The organism is Candidatus Darwinibacter acetoxidans (assembly GCF_041936445.1).
GTDB lineage: Bacteria > Bacillota > Limnochordia > Darwinibacteriales > Darwinibacteriaceae > DTU010.
In genome coordinates, this window is sequence record NZ_JBHGXH010000180.1 from 1 (window position 1) to 1,438 (window position 1,438).

At 63.0% G+C, this 1,438-nt stretch carries 2 protein-coding genes; both read left to right on the top strand.

Annotated features, from left to right (window positions below; all coding sequences use genetic code 11):
• Positions 1 to 136: 136 nt before the first annotated feature.
• Positions 137 to 835: a glucosaminidase domain-containing protein gene (locus ACE4YL_RS06555; RefSeq protein ID WP_461369409.1), complete on the top strand. Its 699-nt coding sequence runs from the start codon at positions 137 to 139 to the stop codon at positions 833 to 835.
• Positions 822 to 1,438: phosphoadenosine phosphosulfate reductase domain-containing protein (locus ACE4YL_RS06560; RefSeq protein WP_461369410.1), on the top strand; the 617-nt coding region annotated here is incomplete at its 3' end. The genes ACE4YL_RS06555 and ACE4YL_RS06560, both read left to right, overlap by 14 nt.

A 1,438-nucleotide genomic window follows, 5' to 3' on the forward strand; every position in this document is an offset into this window, starting at 1 on the left:
TCACTACCAACAGCACCCTCGACGAGCTGGAAGCGAAGATCGGCGACCGGGCGATGGACCGCGTGCTTGAAATGTGCGAGATCGTGGAGAACCGGGGCAAGAGCTACCGAAAAATGAAAGCGGAGGGGTTGATCAAGTGAAACGCTGGCAATACCTCCTCTTCTCCACCGCCCTGGCTGTGATCGTCCTATCTGTCGGCACCGGCAGCTACCTGGCTATCGTCCGACAGGAGCGGCTCGAAGCTCTGGAGCGGGCGGAGCGGGAGGCTGAGATTTATCTGGAGCAGCTTCGCCAGGCCCGGGACCAGCTCAACGATGCCGCTGAGCGCCTAGCCGACCTCGAGAACATGCTCCTGAATCTGCGCCAGATGGAGCGCATCACCTCCGGCCAGGCCATGCCCGCCCGAGGTGGCCAAATTACCCTCGCCACCATGCCTTTGGACATGCCCTCGGGCTTTACGGCTGAGCGCCTGGAGATGGCGCTTGCTGGAACTGCACTGGCCGGCCTGGGACAAGCCTTCTATGGCGCCGAGAAAGCATGCGGCATAAACGCCGTCATCCTCGCCGCGATCTGCGCTCACGAATCGGGCTGGGGAACCTCGCGGCTGGCCCGGGAGCGAAACAACCTGGCCGGGCTGGGGGCATATCGGCCGGGGCTGGGGATGACGTTCGAGAGCCGGGCGGACTGCATCGACTACCTGGCCCGGCTACTGGCGGGGAGGCCCGGAACGCTGACGGAGATCGGGCGCTGGTATGCAGAAGATCCGGGCTGGGCCGAGAAGGTGGCGGGGTGCATGAGGGTGATTACGGGGAGGGCGGCGCATGTCATACATTAGTTTCCGCGATCTCGAAAAAGAGCAGGCCCGCGATCTTGACTATAAGATCGGCAAAGCCGTCGAAGCCGTCAGGGGGGCCTTGGCCGTATGCCGCCACCGTCCTGCCCTGGCCTTTTCCGGCGGCAAAGACAGTACGGTCTTATGGCACCTGATCCGGACGCATTTTCCTACCGAGGCCGAGCGCATGGCGGTTATCTACGGCAATACCGGCGTGGAATACCCCGAGTGCGTGCGGTTTTCCCGGCGCATGGCCCGCGAATGGGGCTGCGGCAACTTCCACGAGGCGACACCTGCCAAAACCGGCAGGCCGGGTCTAAAGTATGCTGCCCAACAGGAAGTCTTGCAGCACCTGATCGACGCTGGCCGGGTGCAGGAGGTCTTAAAGGACGACGGCAAGCTCAAGACCACCGGCACCCTGGAAGCCGCCTGCCCGCCGGAAATGATGGAACGATTCGAGCGCGAGGGGCTGATCTGGCCCGCTGGCTGCAGAAAGTCATACTGGTGGTGCGTGGACCAATACGGCTGGCCGCTTCTGGGGAAGGCGCGTTCAAAGCTGAAGGCCCGGCGAATCAACATCGACTGTTTCCTGCGCTTCAGCGAAAG